The following is a 13920-nucleotide window of genomic DNA, read 5'->3' as shown; positions in this document are numbered from 1 at the left end:
CGCTCTCGTCACCGGTTGGTACACGTCAAGCTACTGCTGTTCACTGTCCCACTCAACTCTGCCCGGGCCCACCGGCGGGGTTGATCCTCGCGGGGCTGTCTGAGCGCAGCACCCATTTGCGCCAGGCCCACGGGGTGAGGACGCAGGCCATGCCGACGACGGCACCGATCATCGTCTCGATGAACCGGTCATAGACCAGCCCCGAGGTCTCGACCTCCGTGGAGGAGGCACTCATCGCCAGCACCGTGGACAGCAGGGCCAAGGGGGTGACGGCGATCTGCGCCAGGACGTATTGACGGGCGATGAACAACTCCGCAGTGCACTGCAACCCGGCGATGATCAGCACGATCGCCCACAGCGGCGGTTGGGTCCACAGCACCGCGGCCAGCACCAGGAGACCGATGAAGGTGCCGATGATGCGCTGGATGCCTCGGTTGACGCGGTAACGGGTGGAGTGGCCCACGAGTGGGACCACGGCGGCCACCATGGCCCAGTAGTTGTGCTCGATCCCCAGCACGGGCCCCAGAGCGGTGGCCACCGAGCCGGACAACCCGGCGGCCACCACATACCAGGACGCCTCGGACCAGACCAGCCGGTGACGGAGTCCGGTCACGGGCTCTCCCACCGGCCGCCGGATCCGGTGGCGGTTGCGGGGAACCACCCGTGCGGAGATCCCCACCAGGAGCGCGAACACGATGGTGGCCGCAGCCGCCAGCAGCGACTCCCCCAGCAGTGGCTGATAGGGCACCGAGGAGACGGCCGCAAAGGCGAAGATGTGGAACAGGGAGCCCGAGGGACGCAGGTTCCAGTAGGCGGCCACCACGGCGCAGGACCCGGCCACCAGGGTGGTGAGCCCCACCAGGGCCCATGGGTCCTGCGTCCCCGACAGGCCGTTGCGCCCGGCCAGGGTGGCCAACAGCAGCACCACGAACATCAGGGCACCGCCCCTGGCCTGCATCAGCAACCGGGCGCCGTGGTCCAGATTGCGGCCGTAGATCCCGGTGAAGGCTCCGAAGGAGGCGAAGATGGCCAGATCGATCCTGCCGATCAACAGCAGGGTCACCAGCGGGACCAGCACGGTGATGCCGCAGCGGATGGCCACCTCGTGGTCCCGGTGGGCCGGGGCCATCGTGAACAGTGCGGGGATCGGGTTGAGGTCCGCGAGACGGACCCTGTCCTGTCCGCCCGCCTCCTCCGGCTGGTCTGCCACCGGCCCCCTCAATCTGCTCTGGTCATGGATCTCTCCCCTGATACATACCATTGAGGACAGGCCCGCAACAGAAGGAACCCCCACCATCGTGACCAATCAGACGACCGCCCGTAACGCAGGGCACGCCGCGGAGGACGCCCCCCTCGGCGCCGCATCCCCCGAGGCCGGCCCGGAACCCACCGCCGCCTCGCCGCGGGACTTCACCTTCGCCGTCGGGCACCGCCTGACCGGGCCGGACGGGCAGCCGCGCCACGGACGGGCCGGGACCATCACCACCCCGCACGGCACCATCCAGACCCCGGGGTTCATTCCGGTGGCCACGCAGGCCTCCGTGAAGGCGGTGCTGCCGGAGGCCATGGCCGCGCTGGGCGGTCAGGCCCTGCTGGCCAACGCCTACCACCTGTACCTGCAGCCCGGCCCGGAGATCCTGGACGAGGCGGGAGGGCTCGGCCGGTTCATGAACTGGCCCGGGCCCACCTTCACGGACTCGGGCGGCTTCCAGGTGATGAGCCTCGGATCCGGGTTCAAGAAGGTCATCGACATGAACGGCCCGAAGGCCCCCGCCGCTCAGGGTGCCGATGACGCGGTGGCCCCCGGCAAGGAGCGGCTGGCCAACGTGGACGAGGACGGGGTCTGGTTCAAGTCCCACCTCAACGGGGACCGGCACCGCTTCACCCCCGAGGTGTCCGTGGGCATTCAGCACCAGCTCGGCGCCGACATCATGTTCGCCTTCGACGAGCTGACCACCCTGCACAACTCCCGCGGCTACCAGGAGGAGGCGCTGGAGCGTACCCGCCGCTGGGCTCAGCGCTGCCTCGACGAGCACGCCCGGCTGACCGCCGAGCGAGAGGGCAAGCCCTACCAGGCCCTGTTCGGCGTCATCCAGGGAGCCCAGTTCGAGGACCTGCGGCTCAAGGCCTGCGGGGACCTGGCCGGGATGCAGGCGAGCTTTCCCGACGGCGGCCCGACCGGTGGCGGAACCGGTGCCGCAATGATCGAGCACGGCTTCGACGGCTACGGGATCGGCGGGGCGTTGGAGAAGGAGAACCTGGGCACCATCGTCGGCTGGTGCGCCTCAGCGCTGCCCGAGGACAAGCCGCGGCACCTGCTGGGCATCTCCGAGCCGGACGACCTGTTCACCTCCGTGGAGAACGGCGCAGACACCTTCGACTGCGTCTCCCCCACCAGGGTGGCCCGCACCGGGGCCTTCTACACCGCAGACGGCCGCTTCAACCTGCCCGGAGCCAGGTACAAGCGGGACTTCGGGCCTCTGGAGGACGGCTGCGACTGCTACACCTGCGCCCACTACACCCGCGCCTACATCCACCACCTGATCAAGGCCAAGGAGATGGTGGCGCACACCCTGGTGTCCATCCACAACGAGCGCTTCACCGTGCGCCTGGTGGACCGGATCCGCGCGTCCATCATGGACGGGACGTTCTACGAACTCAAGGACGAGGTGCTGGGCCGCTACTACGCACCCAAGTCCTGACCCCCACGAGAGTCCTGACCCCCACGAGGCGCAAAGTGACATCACCCCCACCGTTGTGACGGGGTACTGTCACTTTGCGCCCGGTGGTCCCAGCGGTCCCGGGCGGACCCGGCGGTCCCGGGCCTCTCGTCAGCCGGCCTGGTCCTGCAGGGTCCGCAAGGCGTTCTTGCGTATCTTGCCGGTGGCGGTGCGGGGCAGCTCATCCACGAACTCGATCCGGTCGGGCACCTTGAACCCGGCCAGATTCTCCTTGCACAGGGCGCGGAGCTCCTCGGCGGTCACCCGGCCGGATCCCTCGATGGCGGCCTCGGTGACCACGTAGGCGATGGGCCGCTCGCCCCACTTGTCATCCTGGACACCGACCACGGCGGCGTCAGCCACCTGGGGGTGGCCGTGCAGCACACCCTCGACCTCGATCGAGGAGATGTTCTCGCCGCCGGAGATGATGATGTCCTTGAGGCGGTCACGCAACTGGATGTACCCGTCCGGGTGTTTCACCCCGAGATCGCCGGTGTGGTACCAGCCACCGCGGAAGGCCTCCTCGGTGGCCTCCGGGTTCTTGTAGTACTCCGCCATGACGCCGTTGCCCCGCAGCACCACCTCCCCCATCGACTCACCGTCGGCCGGCAGGATGTTCAGGTCAGAGTCCATGATCTCCACGCCGGCCGCGTGGACCATCGGCACGCCCTGCCGGGCCATGAGCCGGGCCCGTTCGCTGCGGGACAGGTCCCTCCAGGCCTCCTGAGGCTCGCAGATGGTGAACGGCCCGTAGCACTCGGTCAGGCCGTAGACGTGCACCGGGGTGATGTTCAGGGTCTCGAGGCCCTCGATCACCGAGGGCGGCGGGGCGGCCCCGGCCGTGGTCATCCGCACCTCGCGGTCCAGCTCATGCGCTCGTTCGGCCTCCACCAGCATGGAGCAGACGATCGGGGCACCGGACAGGTGCGTGATTCCCTCACCGTCCATCGCCTCCCACAGGGCGTCCTGCCGCACGGCTCGGAGGCACACGTGCGTTCCAGCCGCCGCGGTCACGGCCCAGGGCATGCACCAGCCGTTGCAGTGGAACATCGGCAACGTCCACAGGTACCTCGTGGAGCCGGTGTAGCCGTTGTGGAACACCTCTCCCTGAGCGGCGAGGTAGGCGCCGCGGTGGGTGTAGATGACGCCCTTGGGCGGCCCGGTGGTGCCGGAGGTGTAGTTCAGGGCGATGGGCGCCTCCTCGTCCTCGACCCGCCAGGGCAGGTCGGGGCCTGCCGGCGCCTGGGCCAGGAAGTCCTCGTAGACCCAGCCACCGGCGGCGGGGGCGGTGTGGCCGGCCTCGTCGTCCACGATCTCCACCACCAATGGGGGGTTCTCCAGCCCGGCGGCGATGCTCCGCACGGAGTCCGCCACATCCCCGTCGGCGAGCACCACGGCGGCCTCCGAGTGGGCGAAGATGTACTCCAGCTCGCGCGAGGTCAGGCGCGGGTTGAGGGCGCTGAGCCTGCCGCCGGCCAGTGGCACCGCGAAGTGCGCCATCAGCATCTCCGGGATGTTCGGGGCGATCACGGTGACGGTCTGCCCCGCGGTGATGCGCGCCGCGAGCGCCTTGGCCAACTGCTGGACCTCCTGGGCGAACTCGCGGTAGGTGGACCGGCGGCTGCCGTAGACCACGGCCTCACGTTCGGGGAACACGGCGGCGGAGCGGCCCAGGAAGCCCAGCGGGGACAGTGGTTCGTTCTGAGCCGCCAGCGCGGCTGAGGGCGGGGAGGTGGGGGCATTCGTGGTGGACATCGGTGACTCCTCTACACGGGTGACGCAGACCACTATGGATTGGGACTGAGTCTCAGGTCAAATGGAATCGAATACCATCGGCGCGGAGGGCTCACGCCAGGAGCGCGTCGAGGACGGCGGCCCAGTCCTGTTCCACGTCTCGGGCGGCCTCAGCGGCTCCCGGTTCCGCGGCGGCCGGCACGTGAACGTAGCCGCGCACCACGGACATGCGCGTCTCGCCGTACTGCATGGTGCCGAACTCGTAGACGCCCGGTGCCGCCCCCTCCGCTACGCGCAGCACCACGGAGTCCTGCTGAGCCGGCCCCTCCCCGCGCGGGCCGCCGTTCGCCTCGATCACCGTGCCGGTCACCTCGAGCTGCCGCCCACCGGCCTCGGCCCGGGCGGTGGCCTGCTGCCCGACGACGGCCCCGTCCAGTCCCAGCAGCTCCGTGAGTCGGTGCCCCGCAGGGACCTCGCGCATCACCAGGGCCTGGGCGGTCTCCCGGCCGGCGAAGTGGGTGTGGAACTCGGTCAGCAGCCGCAGCGCGGACCGCCAACCCGGCAGGGTGCCCTCGATGTCCTCTCCCCAGGTGTCCGCCTCGGTGGCCACGCCGCTGGTGAGCAGGACCCGGGTGGCCGGCGGGCCGTCGTCGGGCACGGGCTCCAGGGAGATCTCTGTGGTCCAGTCCGGGACCGGGGTGCCCTCCCCCATCCAAGCGGGTTCCACGTACGCATAGCGGTGGGGCGGATCCCAGGCGGTGATGGTGCCCTCGGAGTCGCCGAAGTCACCATGGTGGGTGACCAGGGCACCGCCCACGCGGGGCTCCAGCTCGGCCTCGACGAACCAGCGCCGGTAGCCCGGGCCGGTGGCAACCGATTCCCACACGTCCTCGGCGGCTGCGGGGACGGTCACCTCCACGAGGGTGCGGCAACCCGGGCCCTCCCGCTCGAACCGGGCGATGGGTTCGCCTCCGACGGCCGGATGGCCCTGTGTTTCGCTCATCTCCCCAGCCTGCCATCAGGGGCGTACAGTGCTCCACGGTAGAGGACCGATGAATGTCTTGGAGGAACTGCATGACCACCGGCGAGATCCACCCCGCCCCCACGTCCGAACATCACACCCCCTATGTGGCCGCAGCAGACCGCTACGAGTCCACCACCTACCGCCGGGTGGGGGCCACCGGCCTCGCACTGCCGCCGATCAGTCTGGGGATGTGGTGGAACTTCGGGGACAACCGCCCCTTCTCCACGCAACGGGAGATCCTCACCCATGCCTTCGACCGGGGCATCACCCACTTCGACCTGGCCAACAACTACGGGCCGCCCGCCGGATCCGCCGAGGAGAACTTCGGCCGCGTGTTGGCCAAGGACCTGGGCCGCTACCGGGACGAGCTGGTCATCTCCTCGAAGGCGGGCTGGAACATGTGGCCGGGGCCGTACGGAAACCTCGGGTCCCGGAAGTACATCCTGGCCTCCGCTGAGGCGTCCCTGCAGCGGATGGGCCTGGACTACGTGGACCTGTTCTACTCCCACCGCGCGGATGCGGACACGCCCCTGGAGGAGACCATCGGTGCCCTCCACACACTGGTGCAGCAGGGCAAGGCGCTCTACGTGGGCCTGTCCTCCTACTCTCCCGAGCGGACCGTCGAGGCGCAGCGGATCGCCCGGGAACTGGGCACCCCGTTGGTCATCCACCAGCCGGCCTACTCCCTGCTGAACCGCTGGGTGGAGGACGGACTGCTGGACACGCTGGCCGATCAGGGCATGGGATCGATCGCCTTCACCCCGCTGGCCCAGGGACTGCTGACGGACAAGTACCTGCACGACGACGGCGCCGCCCCCTCCGGCGGCCGCACCTCCCTGAGTGGCCACCTCACGCCGGAGAACCTGGACATGGTCCGAGCCCTGAACGAGGTGGCCGGCGAGCGCGGGCAGTCCCTGGCACAGCTGGCCATCTCCTGGCTGCTGCGGCCGGGCGGGGTGACCTCCGTGCTGCTGGGCGCGTCCTCCACGGCGCAGCTGGATGAGAACCTGGGTGCCCTGGGCAGCGCTCCCTTCAGTGACGAGGAGCTGGCCCGGATCGATGAGATCACCGGCAAGAGGCCCGGCGAGGTGTCCTCCATCGACATCTGGAACGTCTCCGCCCGGATCAACTGAGGTTCACCGGCCTCCTTCCACCGTCCTTCCACTGCCCGTCCGCCGTTCCACTGTCCGTCCGCCGTTCCACTGTCCGTCCGCCAGATCACACTGATCCTGCCGAGCCACTGGGGTAATCCTTGTGACTCGGCAGGATCAGTGTGGCCGGAAATTTCAGGCGGGCGCGCCGTTCAGCCGGGTCAGGCCGAGGCGGAGAGGGCCCGGAGGGAGTCCAGCAGGGTCCGGGTGTAGCCGTGCTCCGGGGCCTCGAACACACGGTCCGCCTCCCCGTACTCCACGGCCGCCCCATCCTTCATGACCAGGATCTCGTGGCTGAGGTGATGGATCACGCCGAGGTCATGGGAGATGAACAGGTAGGTGGTCCCCAGGGTCTCCTGCAGCTCCGCCAGCAGGTCCAGCACCTGGGCCTGCACGGAGACGTCCAGGGCGGAGACGGCCTCGTCCAGCACCACCACCTTCGGCTCGGGGGCCAGCGCCCGGGCGATCGAGAGCCGCTGCCGCTGACCGCCGGAGAGCCGCAGCGGGTGCTTGGCCAGGTGTTCGGGGGCCAGGCCGACCACCCGGGCCAGCCCGGCCGCCCGCTCTGCCTGCTCCGCTCGATGGGCCCGCCTCGCCCGGGCCGAGGAGAACAGCCCGGGGACGGCACCGGCATCCAGCGCATCCGTGAGGATCCGTTCGCCGGTCCACCGAGGGTCGAAGGAGCTCAAGGGGTCCTGGTAGACCACAGTGACCTCGCGGCGGCGGGCACGGCGCCCCGCCACGGACAGCGCACTCCACGGTTCCCCGTCCAGCAGCACGGTGCCGGCATCCGGGGCGATGAATCCCAGGGCCATCGACGCCGTGGTCGATTTCCCGGAGCCGGACTCCCCCACGATCCCCAGCGTCCGCCCCGCGTACACGTCGAAGGCCACGTCCTGCACCACCGCACGGTCCCGGCCGTCCGGCCCCCGGTAGGACTTCGTCAGCCCCCGCGCGGAGAGCACGGCGGGCGTCGCGGCCGGCGTGGGCCCCTGCTCCCGGTCCGCCGGCTCCCGGCCCAGCGCTGGCCCGACGGCGGCCGGGGCCCGGCGCTGGATGGTCCCGGCCGCCGCGCTGCGCGCTGCGGCGCGGGACCGGCCGTCCTCGGTCAGGTACTCACCGCGGGTATGCCCGGAGGGCACGGCGTCCAGCAGCTGGCGTGTGTAGGCGTGCTGCGGATCCCGCAGTACCTCTGCGGCGGTGCCGGACTCCACGATCCTGCCGCCCTGCATGACGAGCACGCGGTCCGCCAGGCGGCCCACCACGGAGAAGTCGTGGCTGATGAGCAGGATCGCGGTGCCGTCCGCCTTGCGCTGGGCCAGCAGGTCCAGCACCTGGGCCTGCACGGTGACGTCGAGGGCGGTGGTGGGCTCATCGGCCACCACGAGCGGCGGGTGATTGGCGATGGCTGCGGCGATCAGGGCGCGCTGCCGCAACCCGCCCGAGAGCTGGTCCGGGCGCTGCCCCGCCACCAGGCGCGGCTCGGGGACACCCACCTCGGCCAGCAGCTGCTCCACCCGCCGGGCCCGTTCGGCGCGGTCCCGCACACCGTGAACGCGGAGCGACTCACCGATCTCGGCACCCACCGGGCGCAGCGGGTCCAGGGAGACGAGGGCGTCCTGGAGGATGAAGCCGAGGTCCCGGCCACGGATCGCGCTCCAGTCCTGGTCCCTCAATCCCTGCACCGGACGGCCGAACACGGTGGCCGTGGCGGCCTCCACATGGGAGTTGGGTCCCGTCAGCCCGATCAGCGTGCGGGCCGTGACCGACTTGCCGGAGCCGGACTCCCCGATGATCGCGATGCACTCCCCCGGGTGGATGTCGAGCGAGACGTCGTGGACCACGTGGCGGCGATGGCCGTGGGCGTCGGCGAACCAGACGTTGAGATGCTCCAGGCTGGCCAGCGGCTCGGGGCCGGCGGGCAGGGGCCCCGCTCCGGGCGCGGTGCTGGCGGCGGGAGCTGCGGCCAGGCCCGCGGTGGTGACCGCGGCGTTGGGGATGGTGGCGGTGGGGACGGTGGCGGTGAGGGCGTTCATCAGCGTTCTCCTTCGAGGGTGGACTCCACGTACTTGCCCAGCGAGGTGGCGGTCAGGGCGGTGGCCAGCACGGCCAGCCCCGGGATGATCTCCAGCCACCAGGCGGCGGTGATGTAGGGGCGGCCCGCCTCCAGCAGGGCACCCCATTCCGGGGAGGGCGGGGCCACTCCGAAGCCCAGGAACGCCAGCCCGGAGGCCCAGACGATCGACTGGCCGATCCCCAGGGTGAGCACTGCCAGCAGGGGACGTAGGGCGTTGGGCAGCACGTGCCGGGTGAGGATCCGCACCGGCGGGTGCCCCAGGGCGCGGGCCGCCTGGACGTAGCCGGAGCGGTGCACGGACATCACCTGGGCCCGGACCATGCGGGCGTAGCCGGGGGCGATCCCCAGTCCGACCGCGAGGATCAGCGTCGGAATGGAGGGCCCGTAGACGGCGATGAACACCATGGCCAGCAGCAGGATCGGGAAGGCGAAGAGGACCTCGATCGCCCGGCCGATGACGGCATCCGCCCAGCGACCGCCGAGGGCGGCCCAGGAGCCGAACACCACCGCCAGTCCCACCCCGACGCCGGTGGCGCCGAGACCGATCAACAGGGACTGGCCCGTGCCGTGCACGATCCTCGAGTACAGGTCCCGGCCGGACTGGTCCGTGCCGAACCAGTGGTCCAGGCTCGGCGGGGCCAATGGGGCGCCGAGCTCGATGGCCCGCGGGTCGGCCGTGGCCAGCAGTGAGGGGGCGAAGGAGGCGATGACCAGCAGCGCCGCGAACGCGGCGGCGATCCAGACCGTGACCGGCACCCGCCGGAAGGGGCCGGGGCTGGAGGAGGCACCGGGGCCGGCCGAGGTGACCGGGCCGGCGTCGTGCGTGGGGGCCGTTGACGTGCCGGTGGCAGAGACCAGGGTGGGGGCGCTCATGCTGACTCCTTCAGGCGTGGGTCTACGAGGATGTAGGCGGTGTCCACCACCAGGTTGGTGATCACGTAGATCACGGCCACCAGCATCACCACCCCGCAGACCACCGGCAGGTCCCGGCCATTGACAGCGGTGACGAGGACCCGGCCGAGACCGGGGCGGGCGAAGACGTTCTCGGCGATCACGGCGGCGGAGAACTGGGCCCCCACCGCCCAGCCGGTCAGACTGAGCCCGGGCAGCAGCGAGTGGCGCAGCACATGGCGGATGCGGACCCCGGAATCGGACAGTCCACGGGCCCGGGCGGTGAGCACGAAGGGTTCGTCCAGGGCCCGCTCGAACTCGGTGCGCATCACCTGGGCCAGGAAGCCGGCCAGCGGGATCCCGAGGGTCAGCGCCGGCAGGACGAGACCGGCCGTGCCGGCGCCGGAGACCACGGGGAAGATCCCCAGCCACAGGGCGAAGACCACCAGCAGGATGATGCCCAGCCAGTACTGTGGCAGCGCGGCCGCGGCCGCCTCCAGTCCCGAGAAGAGCCGGGACACCCAGGGAGTGCGCCGGGCCGTGAGCACCAACAGGACGATGGCCAGGGCCCAGGCCACGGCGAGCGCGGTGAAGGTGAGGATGACGGTGGGGGCGATCTGGTCCCCGATCACCGTGGTGACCGGTTGGTAGAGCGTATAGGAGATGCCGAGGTCGCCCCGGAGCAAGCCGCCGATGAAGTCGAGGTACTGGGCCGGCAACGGATCGTTGAAGCCGAACATCGCGTTGATCGGGGCCAGCTCCTCCGGGGTGCGCTCCTGGACCTGGCCCGTCTGCTGGTTCAGCAGCAGCGTGGCCCGGTCCCCGGGCAGCAGCGTCTGGATGAGGAAGGTGATGGTGGCCGCGGCCCACACCACGATCACGGCGCCGGCCAGCTTGCGCCCGATCCGGGCCGCCAGGGCGGCGGCCGTGGGGCGGTGGCGAGGCCCCGGCGCGGAGGTGGGAGCAGGCACCGGTGCCGGCGTGGGTGGTTCCGATGTGGGGTGGAGGTCGGTGGTCAGTGTCATGGCTCAGTCCTCGATCTCTGGGGAGGCGTCCCGGGCTGCTTCCGAGGTGAAGGCGGCGTCATGGAAGATGGGTCCGCCCTGGGCGGGCTCGAGCCAGATGCCGGTGACGTCCTCCGACACGGCCACGGTGTTGGTCTGGGTGTAGAGCCCGATCGCCGGGGCCAGCTCGCTGAGCTCGTACTGCGCCTCGGAGAAGCGTTCGGCGACGAGTTCGGGGCTCGGCGCCTGCAGTGCGGACTGGATCGTCTCGAAGACCTCCGGGTCGTCCAAGAAGGTGGTGTTCGCCCCGTTGGGGGCGTCCTCGGTGGACGGACGGTAGTTGATGTTCAGGATCCCGGCGTGCGGGCTGGTCCAGTACCCCACCGAGGCGTCATAGCTCTCCGGCGTGGAGAACGCACCGGAGAAGTTCTCGGACGGGGTCAGCGGACGCAGCACCAGGTCGAATCCCGCGGCCCGGGCCTGCTCCTGGAAGTTCTGGATCACCGTGTTGCCGTCCGGGGTGATGATGCTGTTCAGTCCGTAGACCACCTTCGCGGTCAGGCGCTGTCCGTCCCTGGTCCGCGTGCCGTCCTCGTCCCGCCCCGTCCACCCGGCCTCGTCCAGCAGGCCGTTGGCCCGCTCCAGATCGAAGGGGTACTCGGTGGCCGCGTCCTCGTCATAGTCCGGCGTGGTCTGGGACAGGTAGCCGCTGGGCTCGGAGGGGACCGTGCCGAGGAAGGCGGACTCCACGTTGGCCTGCCGGTCCGTGGCGAAGCTCAGAGCCTGGCGGACGGCCTGCTCGGCGAAGACACCCCGCTGGGTGTTCAGGTTCATCACCACGGGCCGTCCCGGCGTGATGTACTGCGTGAACTCGAACTCCTCGCGAGCCTGTTCGATGTTCACCGCCGGCACCTCACCGATCGCGTCCATCTCCCCGGAGAGGAGCGAGCCGTAGCGGGAGGTGTTGTCCGGGACGATGTTCCACCGGATCCCCTCCACCAGGGCCGGCCCCTGATGGCGCGCGTTCTCAGGAGCCCACGCATAGTCCTCATTGCGTTCGAACTCGATGTACTCGCCGCGCCGCCAGTCCTTGACCGTGAAGGGGCCCGAGCCGATGGGTTCGGTGCAGTTCTGCTCGTCCGACCGGGTCTCCAGGGCCGTGGGCGACTGCAGACCGAAGTAGGACTGGGAGAGCGTGGAGAGGAACGGCGCGAACGGGGAGGAGAGGTGGATCTTCACCGTGTTCCGGTCCACGACCTCGGAATGGTCATAGAACCCGCCGAGGTGGGCCGCCGCCGTGCCGTTGCCACCGTCCAACCAGTAGTCGAAGTTGTAGGCCACGGCTGCCGCGTCCAGGTCCGTCCCGTCCGTGAACGTGACATCGTCCCGCAGATCCAGCGTCCAGACCGTCCGGTCCTCGGAGACCTCCCAACCCGTGGCGATCCACGGGACCACTGAGCCGTCCTCGGTGGCGGAGACCAGGTTGTCCAGCACCTGGCGCGCGGTGAAGTTCTCCTGGATCCAGCCGCCGAAGATGCAGTTGGGCTCCTGGAGGTGGCCGTACTCGATCACCCCGCCCTGGACGGGGTCCACGGCCGTGCCGGTCAGGGCGGCCTGACGATCGGCCGGGGCGGCCGGGCCGGCCGAGCCGGCCTGCCCAGCCGAGCAGGAGGTCAGGATCAGTGCCGACGCCGCAGCCAGGGCGAGGCCGGAGGCGAAGGTGCGGGTCCGGCGTCGGGCCCCGGCATTGCCGGAGTCCCGATTTTCGGGCGCACTCGGGGAAGGTGTGGTGCTCATGGTGGTTCCTTTCATCCCCGGCGCAAAGTGACATCACCCCCACCGTTGTGACGTGGCGGGGTCACTCTGCGCCCGGGCGAGGCGGGCTCAGACGCCGGCGGGGACGGCTTCCTCGGACTGGCGAGCGCTGTGGGCGAAGGCCCCGCGGTACCGTGCGGCCGGGTGGGTCTCCGGCAGCCGGTCGCGGCCGAAGAGCTTCTGGCGCAGGGTGCCCGGGGCGTAATCGGACTGGGCCAGGCCGCGTGCGCGCAGCACCGGCAGGACCTTCTCCGCGAACTCCTCGAAGGAACCGGGGATGACCCAGTTGATGACGTTGATGCCGTCCACGCCGGCTGCGTGCCATTCTTCGATCCGGTCGGCGATCTGCTCCGGGGTGCCCACCACGCGGCTGTTGCGGTGGCTGCGCCAGGCGACGTCCGCCACCACGGGCTCGCGATCCGTGATGGCCTTGGAGACCCATTCCGCGAAACCCTTCTGGGTGTTGGTCTCGAGGTCCTTCAGCGGGGTCTCTGGCGGGTAGACCCGGCCGTCCGGATCCACCAGCGCCGCATGGGCCAGGTATCCCTCCAGCGACGCGTACTGCTCGTACTCCTCCAACTTCTGCTGGGCCTCCTCCTCCGTGTCCCCGATCACGAAGCTGAGTCCCTGGTAGAACGTGATGTCCTCCGGTGCCCGGCCGGCCTCCACGGCTCGGCGCCGGGTGTCCTCGATCTGCTGGCGGGCGATCTCCGGGGTGGTGGCGATGATGAACACGGCCTCCGCGTTGCGGGCGGCGAAGTCACGGCCTGAGGCCGAGGACCCTGCCTGGAACAGCACCGGCGTGCGCTGCGGGGACGGAGAGGGCAGGTGCGGGCCCTCCACGGAATAGCGCTCGCCCACATGGTGGATCTTGTGGACCTTGGCCGGGTCCGAGTACCGGGAGCCGTCCCGGTCCTTGACCACGGCACCCTCATCCCAGGAGCCCTCCCACAGCTTGTAGGTGACGTCCACGTACTCCTCGGCCCAGGCGTACCGCTCGGCGTGATCCGTCAACCGCGGCAGACCGAAGTTGCGCGAGCCGTTGTCCTGCGTGCCGGTGACGATGTTCCATGCGATCCGCCCACCCGAGATGTGGTCCAGCGTGGACAACTGCCGGGCGAACTGGAACGGGTGGGACTGGAACACGTTCGAGGTGGTGGCCAGGCCGATGTGCTCGGTGGACACGGCGAGCGCCCCGAGCAGCACGGTCGGGTCATTGGAGGGGATCTGCAGGCCTTCATTGACGTACACGGAGTAGTCGGCGTCCGCGTCCCCGTAGTGACCCGAGACGTCGGCGAAGAACATGGCGTCGAACTTGGCGGCCTCCAGGATCTTGGCCAGGTTGATCCACGTGTTGACGTCCGTGAACTCGGTCTGACCGGCATCCTCGCGGCGCCACTGGCCGTGGTGGATGTGGCTCGTGGTGTTCATGACGAAGGCGTTGAAGCGCAGGGGACGCGGCGGGGTGTGAGAGGAATTCGGGGTGCTCATGGGGTCTCCTGAG

At 70.2% G+C, this 13920-nt stretch carries 10 protein-coding genes; 2 read left to right on the top strand and 8 right to left on the bottom strand.

Annotation, left to right across the window (positions count from 1 at the left end):
* Nucleotides 1–52: 52 nt before the first annotated feature.
* Complete coding sequence (locus IMT31_RS11255; protein ID WP_413542835.1) at nt 53–1210, bottom strand: FUSC family protein; 1158 nt, start codon at nt 1208–1210, stop codon at nt 53–55.
* 88 nt (nt 1211–1298) lie between these two features.
* Here IMT31_RS11255 and IMT31_RS11250 point away from each other — a divergent pair, with 88 nt between their 5' ends.
* Complete coding sequence (locus IMT31_RS11250; RefSeq protein ID WP_413542834.1) at nt 1299–2702, top strand: tRNA guanosine(34) transglycosylase Tgt; 1404 nt, start codon at nt 1299–1301, stop codon at nt 2700–2702.
* A 129-nt stretch (nt 2703–2831) separates the two neighbouring features.
* Here the strand turns inward: IMT31_RS11250 and IMT31_RS11245 are convergent, their stop codons facing one another.
* Both IMT31_RS11245 and IMT31_RS11240 read right to left on the bottom strand, forming a co-directional pair.
* On the bottom strand, nt 2832–4475 hold the full coding sequence (locus IMT31_RS11245) for an AMP-binding protein (protein ID WP_413542833.1): 1644 nt from the start codon (nt 4473–4475) through the stop codon (nt 2832–2834).
* 91 nt (nt 4476–4566) lie between these two features.
* A complete protein-coding gene (locus tag IMT31_RS11240; RefSeq protein ID WP_413542832.1) occupies nt 4567–5457 on the bottom strand; it encodes an SRPBCC family protein in 891 nt (296 codons plus the stop codon).
* 71 nt (nt 5458–5528) lie between these two features.
* Between IMT31_RS11240 and IMT31_RS11235 the strand changes: the two genes are divergently transcribed.
* Nucleotides 5529–6611 (top strand): aldo/keto reductase, encoded by a 1083-nt coding sequence (locus tag IMT31_RS11235; protein WP_413542831.1) that lies wholly within the window; start codon nt 5529–5531, stop codon nt 6609–6611.
* 179 nt (nt 6612–6790) lie between these two features.
* Here IMT31_RS11235 and nikE read toward each other — a convergent pair whose 3' ends face one another.
* From nikE to IMT31_RS11210, 5 genes are all read right to left on the bottom strand, one after another.
* On the bottom strand, nt 6791–8665 hold the full coding sequence (gene nikE, locus IMT31_RS11230) for a nickel ABC transporter ATP-binding protein NikE (RefSeq protein WP_413542830.1): 1875 nt from the start codon (nt 8663–8665) through the stop codon (nt 6791–6793).
* A complete protein-coding gene (locus IMT31_RS11225) occupies nt 8665–9579 on the bottom strand; it encodes an ABC transporter permease (RefSeq protein WP_345355900.1) in 915 nt (304 codons plus the stop codon). Before IMT31_RS11225 ends, nikE begins: the two co-directional genes overlap by 1 nt.
* Nucleotides 9576–10622, bottom strand: coding sequence for an ABC transporter permease (locus tag IMT31_RS11220; protein ID WP_413542829.1), 1047 nt, complete (start codon nt 10620–10622; stop codon nt 9576–9578). The genes IMT31_RS11225 and IMT31_RS11220 overlap by 4 nt, the downstream gene beginning before the upstream one ends.
* 3 nt (nt 10623–10625) lie before the next feature.
* Nucleotides 10626–12398 carry an ABC transporter substrate-binding protein gene (locus IMT31_RS11215; protein ID WP_413542828.1) on the bottom strand — a complete coding sequence of 591 codons (1773 nt, stop codon included), beginning with the start codon at nt 12396–12398 and terminating at the stop codon, nt 10626–10628.
* Between the two features lie 87 nt (nt 12399–12485).
* Nucleotides 12486–13907 (bottom strand): LLM class flavin-dependent oxidoreductase, encoded by a 1422-nt coding sequence (locus tag IMT31_RS11210; RefSeq protein ID WP_413542827.1) that lies wholly within the window; start codon nt 13905–13907, stop codon nt 12486–12488.
* Nucleotides 13908–13920 lie beyond the last annotated feature (13 nt).

The organism is Citricoccus nitrophenolicus, from assembly GCF_047305825.1.
In the GTDB taxonomy this organism is placed as follows: Bacteria; Actinomycetota; Actinomycetes; order Actinomycetales; family Micrococcaceae; genus Citricoccus; species Citricoccus nitrophenolicus.
Note: the sequence above shows the minus strand (reverse complement) of the source record. Positions and strands in the feature narration are given on the sequence as shown.

Coding starts and splice junctions, on each gene's coding strand:
- IMT31_RS11245 (WP_413542833.1), bottom strand. CDS start 4,475: ATGTCCACCACGAATGCCCCCACCTCCCCGCCCTCAGCCGCGCTGGCG.
- IMT31_RS11240 (WP_413542832.1), bottom strand. CDS start 5,457: ATGAGCGAAACACAGGGCCATCCGGCCGTCGGAGGCGAACCCATCGCC.
- IMT31_RS11235 (WP_413542831.1), top strand. CDS start 5,529: ATGACCACCGGCGAGATCCACCCCGCCCCCACGTCCGAACATCACACC.
- nikE (WP_413542830.1), bottom strand. CDS start 8,665: ATGAACGCCCTCACCGCCACCGTCCCCACCGCCACCATCCCCAACGCC.
- IMT31_RS11225 (WP_345355900.1), bottom strand. CDS start 9,579: ATGAGCGCCCCCACCCTGGTCTCTGCCACCGGCACGTCAACGGCCCCC.
- IMT31_RS11220 (WP_413542829.1), bottom strand. CDS start 10,622: ATGACACTGACCACCGACCTCCACCCCACATCGGAACCACCCACGCCG.
- IMT31_RS11215 (WP_413542828.1), bottom strand. CDS start 12,398: ATGAGCACCACACCTTCCCCGAGTGCGCCCGAAAATCGGGACTCCGGC.
- IMT31_RS11210 (WP_413542827.1), bottom strand. CDS start 13,907: ATGAGCACCCCGAATTCCTCTCACACCCCGCCGCGTCCCCTGCGCTTC.